Raw genomic sequence first — 5,153 nt, 5'->3', positions numbered from 1 at the left:
TTTTATGAAAATTGGCAAAAAAAGGGCATGCCTAAGCGCAAAGCGTTTGAAGTAGCGCAGAAACAAATTCGCAAGCAGTACAAAGAGCCGTATTATTGGGGTGCTTTTGTGATGATTGAATGATATTTTTATTTTGGGCGTGTGTTGCCCACACTTCGCCGCGTTTGTATAAGCAAGGTCGGCGTGCTATGGTTACATGCGGAATGCCGCAACCCTTGCATTAGCAAAGGGCACGCCCAAAAAATTAAACTTTATACAACAAAAATAGCCTTAATCTTAAATAAAAGCAGAATCACATGTCTGCCCACTGTAAAGATTTGAGAGCAATTTGCCAGTCCTTTTCTCGGTTTAAGTCAATAGCACCGTAAAGGTTAGTTTGAGTATTAAACGCGCATATCGCTACGTATGTACAGTTTTGACGAGTGAATATGGGCATTTCATAATCTTTGTAGGTAATAAATTCTGTGTTTCCCTTTTTATACTTTTTGACAATATAATTTTGCAAAGTTTTGTTCTGATATACTAATGTCAATAAAGGAGATTGATAAGAGTTGTTCCTGTACCAAAGAAGGAGTATAGGTTCCTGCTTTTTGTTCTTGATAACTTGCGCGCCTGTGAGAGTGAAATTATCCCATTGAGGGATGGCTTGAAGTGTATTGTCAAAATATCGTTTGTTAACTTGCACAATATCTGCCTGTAAGAGTAGTGGAGCTTGCTTAAAATTAGCTTCGTAGATATCTACCACCTCTTTAGCAAGCAAATGCTGTGAGGTGCGAGTAATACGGTATATAAACAGGCTAAAACCCACAATAAACGCAAAAAATGTATATATGATGAGTTTTACTCTTCTACTCATGTTTTTCCTTTGATTCTGTCTTTAATACTTTGTATCAAAGACATAGAAACAGACATATTTTGTAGTTTTGATTTGAGCAACTCTTTAAAGGATTTTTCAATGTGATACTGCTCTAAGCAGTTCTGACAATCATCAATGTGGTGAAGGAGCTTAGTTTCTTCCTCTTTTGCAATTTCACCATCCAAAATCATGTTTAGTTTTCGTATCACTTCATCACAATCTATATCCTTGTTAGGCTTTTCGTTTTCATTAAGATTATCTTTGTTGTCTTTATTTTCCATACTCTGTTTTTTTGGTAAGTTAGACATTTTTTTACAACTATATTTTTGTTTTAAATAGTTTCTTGCGTTTCAGTTTCTTCGCTATCTTCATTTTCTTCTGCTTCTTCGGTTACTTTGTATCCTAATGAAGCCGCATATTTAGCAAGCATCTCTTTGAGCATTTTTCTGCCCCTATGTAAGCGAGAGCGTACTGTTCCGATAGGTGTATCTACAATCTTAGCAATTTCTTCATAGGTAAATCCTTCAATGTCGCAGAGCATAATGACTGTTTTGAAGTCTACGGGCAGTGCCATAAGGGCGTTAGAGACTTCATCTCCTAGTAGTCCCTTAAAGACTTTATCTCGGCTATCCACAGGGTTATAGTTATTTTTTTGGGAATGAAAAATGGTTTCTGCTTCTTCATAGTCTATTTTGTTAGGTTCTTTAGACTGTTTTCGATAATTGTTAATAAAGCTGTTTTTGAGAATGCGATATAGCCAAGCTTTAGCGTTAGTGCCTTGTTCGTAACTTGCAAAAAAGCGATATGCTTTTAGATAGGTTTCTTGTACTAAATCATTGGCGTCATCTTCGTTGTTGGTCAAACGATAGGCGAAGGTATAAAGAGAGTTGATATGGGGAAGCATTTCTTTTTCAAAAATGAGGTCTATTTCCTCTTTTGAGAGGGTGATGGGTTTTAGTTCTTTTTCAAGAAAGTTGTCTGCATTCTTACTTTCTTGCTCTGTATTCTGCTCTGCAAGAGGTTCGCTACTCGTATGTTCTTTTATGTTTGTGTTTTTTTTTGTTTTCATAATTCATCAGAGTATGTTGTTAATTTGTTTTGTTCGGTAAATAGCTTCGTTCATAAAGATTTCTTGGGCGTGTATACGCTTTTCGTTGGGTTTAGGTGTGGTTTTAATGTAGTGTCCGTCGCTTTGTAAAATATAGGATTGGGTATTGTCTGCAATCATGACATCGAGAATGTGTTTTAAGCGTTCGACAATATGTTTTTCCTTGACTAATAATAAAACCTCAACTCGTTTATTTAAGTTCCTTGGCATCCAATCTGCACTGCCAATGAATACTTTTTCTGTATTACCGTACTTAAAATGAGCAATTCTGGAGTGTTCTAAATACCTTCCCAAAATACTTTTGACCATGATATTCTCACTCAAACCAGGTATGCCCGCTTTTAAGCAGCAGATTCCTCTTACAACCAATTGAATTTTAACGCCTTTTTGAGAAGCTTCATAGAGGGCGTCAATAATTTCTGTATCTACTAGGGCATTAAGGGCAGCGCGAATAAAGCTAGGGTTTTCAGGTGTGTGATGTTCTATGGTTTGCCGAATGTTGTATAGCAAAGTTTGTCGGATATTTATAGGGGCTACGGATAGCATTCGCCAAGAGTCTTGTTTAGAGTATCCTGTTAAAAGATTAAATAATTCAGCTACATCACTACCTATTTCATCTTGGCAAGTAAGAATGCTGATATCTGTGTAGAGCTTACCTGTATTTACATTGTAGTTTCCTGTACCAATATGTACATATCGTACAATTTTATTTCCTTCTTGGCGGACTATCATTAGTAGTTTGCAGTGAGTTTTTAGACCTAGTAAGCCATATACTACATTTGCACCTGCCATTCGTAGCTCTTCTGCCCAAGTGATATTATGGGTTTCATCAAAGCGGGCTTTGAGTTCTATCAATACGCTTACTTGAATACCATTTAGGGCTGCTTCTTTGAGGGCTTGTACAATTGGTGAATGAGCCCCCCCTGTGCGATATAATGTTTGTTTGATAGCTAATACATTAGGGTCATTAGCCGCAGTTTTGACTAAATCTACAATTACATTGAAACTATCATAAGGATGGTGTAAAATAATATCTTGCTTCTTAATGGCTTCAAAAATATCTCCTGTTTCTAAAATTACTTTACAAGGCGCAGGCATAAAAGGGGGATCTTTGAGCTCGGGAATATCTAACTTGACTATCTCCATAAAATCGTTGATGTTGAGATACTCATCAATATCGTAAATGTCATTCTCCTCTAAATTCAATACAGATTTGAGAAAAGCACGCGTGTCCGCATCTATTTTTTTGCTTACTTCTAAGCGTACTACTGTGCCTAATCGCCTTTTACGTAGCTCTTTTTCAATCAATTTAAGTAAGTCATCTGCTTCTGCTTCGGAAATCTCCATATCAGAATTACGCGTAACCTTGAACTCCTCCACAGAAAGCACTTTCATATTAGGAAAAAGAGTGTCTATATGTTCTTCAATTAAATGTTCCATTAAAATAAAATCGTGATGATGAGAAGTGTTATGTATAGGTACAAAACGTGGCAAAATGCGAGGTACTTGTACTACGGCAATTTTTCGCTCCTCTTTATGTGAACCTTTAAGTATCACTAATATGTTCAAGCCCAAATTATTAAGCGGCGGAAAAGGATGAGCAGGATCTACTGCCAAAGGCGTAAGCACAGGAAATACTTGTGCATAAAAGTACTCTTTCAATTCTTGTTTTTGAGTATCATTGAGTGCCGAGTAACTACGCAAACGAATCTTATGCTTGCGCAGTTCAGGTAAAATTTGCTCTTGTAAAATTTTACTTTGTTTTTCTACCAAAGGATGTAAAAGTTCAGAAATTTTTTGTAACTGCTGTGCAGCAGTAAGTCCATCAGGGGATAAAGTATTGACTTGAGCTTCTACCTGGTCCTTTAAGCCCGCTACACGTATCATGAAAAACTCATCTAAATTAGAACTAAAAATTGCTAAAAATTTTAATCTTTCTAAAAGGGGATGATTCGGGTTACATGCTTCTTCCAACACTCTTTGATTAAATAGTATCCAACTCAATTCTCGGTTGTAGTATTTAGGGTGATGGGATAAAATGTTCATAGCAAGAATGTAACCTACAAAAACGGTAAAGTAAGCAAAATTACATAAAACTGAACATAAAAAACTAAAATGAATGCATTTGCTAAAAATGTAACAGCGGTCAGTAAGTGCTAATTTTTTGTCATCCAACTCAAAGCGTGCGTTCTAAATCCACTTATATGGTATTGCTGCCATAGGTCGTGGTGTAACTAAGAGTGCAAAGCAGTATATAGCTTACGCATCAGGCGATGCTAACTTATATAATTGATTTGCATGGACGGTTTGAACAGGGCTTCAAAGTAAAGTTATTCAATGTTGGTCAAACATTTGTTTAATTTGTTGGGTTAGGGCTTCGTTTTCTTCAGGCAAAAGAGGTATATGCATTTTAGGTTTATCAATTTTAATGTGAATCAGTTCCTCAAAAGCTTGTTGCATGTAATACGGTACAGTTATTCGCACACTTTTGTAAAGGTCATACACAAATACATACACTAAAAGCGGATAGTGGTTGTGCATGTAATAATCCTTAATATCAATCCAACGGATGATATTTTTAATAGGTGCATATATGTTAGTTACAATTCCTTTGTTAGTTACTAGTATTGTTGCGCCGTAGCTCAAAGCGTTGTAAGTAAGCACTGCACCTATAAAAGTGAAAACGGAGAAAAATATCAAACTAGAGTTAGAGTATGAAATGGCATACAAGGATACTAGCACGCACCCTGTAATAACGACGGCTAAGCCTATTGCGTAAAAAACAACTCTGGGGCGTTTCCATTGAAAAATAACATCTCTGTGTCTCAACTTAAATGTAAATGCTATTAAGAACCACAAAGGTGCTACAAGCACAGAATAGACCATTAAAGCATACTGTAAAATGTATAGGTATGACATGCTATTAGCTAACTTTTGCTTGTGGACAAATATACAAAAGTTTACACAAAAATGAATTCGTGTTAAGGTAATTTTTGCTTAAATTTTTTATCAATTGTGGGGGAGCTTAGTAAAATGAGAATTGTGGGATTTTACTTTTTTAATTAGTATATTTTTATTTTTTGGGCGTGCCCTTGCCCACACTTCGCTTGCGCTTGTGTGGGCAAGGTCGGCGTGGTACGGGCTACGCTGACGCTTCGGGTGGTAGGGTGGGTTCGACCCTGGGGCAAC

General features: G+C 36.5%; 5 protein-coding genes. All 5 read right to left on the bottom strand.

Features of this window, described 5'->3' with window-relative positions; genetic code table 11:
- Positions 1–292: 292 nt before the first annotated feature.
- Entirely contained in the window at positions 293–808 is a 516-nt protein-coding gene (locus tag NZ519_11795) for a hypothetical protein (protein MCS7029437.1), read from the bottom strand.
- 44 nt (positions 809–852) lie between these two features.
- Positions 853–1,164, bottom strand: a complete 312-nt coding sequence (locus tag NZ519_11790) for a zf-HC2 domain-containing protein (protein ID MCS7029436.1) — start codon at positions 1,162–1,164, stop codon at positions 853–855.
- Positions 1,165–1,187: 23 nt separating this feature from the next.
- Positions 1,188–1,925, bottom strand: coding sequence for a sigma-70 family RNA polymerase sigma factor (locus NZ519_11785; GenBank protein ID MCS7029435.1), 738 nt, complete (start codon positions 1,923–1,925; stop codon positions 1,188–1,190).
- Between the two features lie 6 nt (positions 1,926–1,931).
- Positions 1,932–4,010 carry a polyphosphate kinase 1 gene (gene ppk1, locus NZ519_11780; GenBank protein ID MCS7029434.1) on the bottom strand — a complete coding sequence of 693 codons (2,079 nt, stop codon included), beginning with the start codon at positions 4,008–4,010 and terminating at the stop codon, positions 1,932–1,934.
- 288 nt (positions 4,011–4,298) lie between these two features.
- Entirely contained in the window at positions 4,299–4,883 is a 585-nt protein-coding gene (locus NZ519_11775; protein ID MCS7029433.1) for a hypothetical protein, read from the bottom strand.
- Positions 4,884–5,153: the final 270 nt, after the last annotated feature.

The sequence above is a fragment of the Bacteroidia bacterium genome (genome assembly GCA_025056095.1).
GTDB lineage: Bacteria > Bacteroidota > Bacteroidia > JANWVE01 > JANWVE01 > JANWVE01.
The sequence above is the reverse complement of the archived record's forward strand: the minus strand, read 5'-3'. Positions and strand labels throughout refer to the sequence as shown.

Coding starts and splice junctions, on each gene's coding strand:
- NZ519_11790 (MCS7029436.1), bottom strand. CDS start 1,164: ATGTCTAACTTACCAAAAAAACAGAGTATGGAAAATAAAGACAACAAA.
- NZ519_11775 (MCS7029433.1), bottom strand. CDS start 4,883: ATGTCATACCTATACATTTTACAGTATGCTTTAATGGTCTATTCTGTG.
- NZ519_11785 (MCS7029435.1), bottom strand. CDS start 1,925: ATGAAAACAAAAAAAAACACAAACATAAAAGAACATACGAGTAGCGAA.
- ppk1 (MCS7029434.1), bottom strand. CDS start 4,010: ATGAACATTTTATCCCATCACCCTAAATACTACAACCGAGAATTGAGT.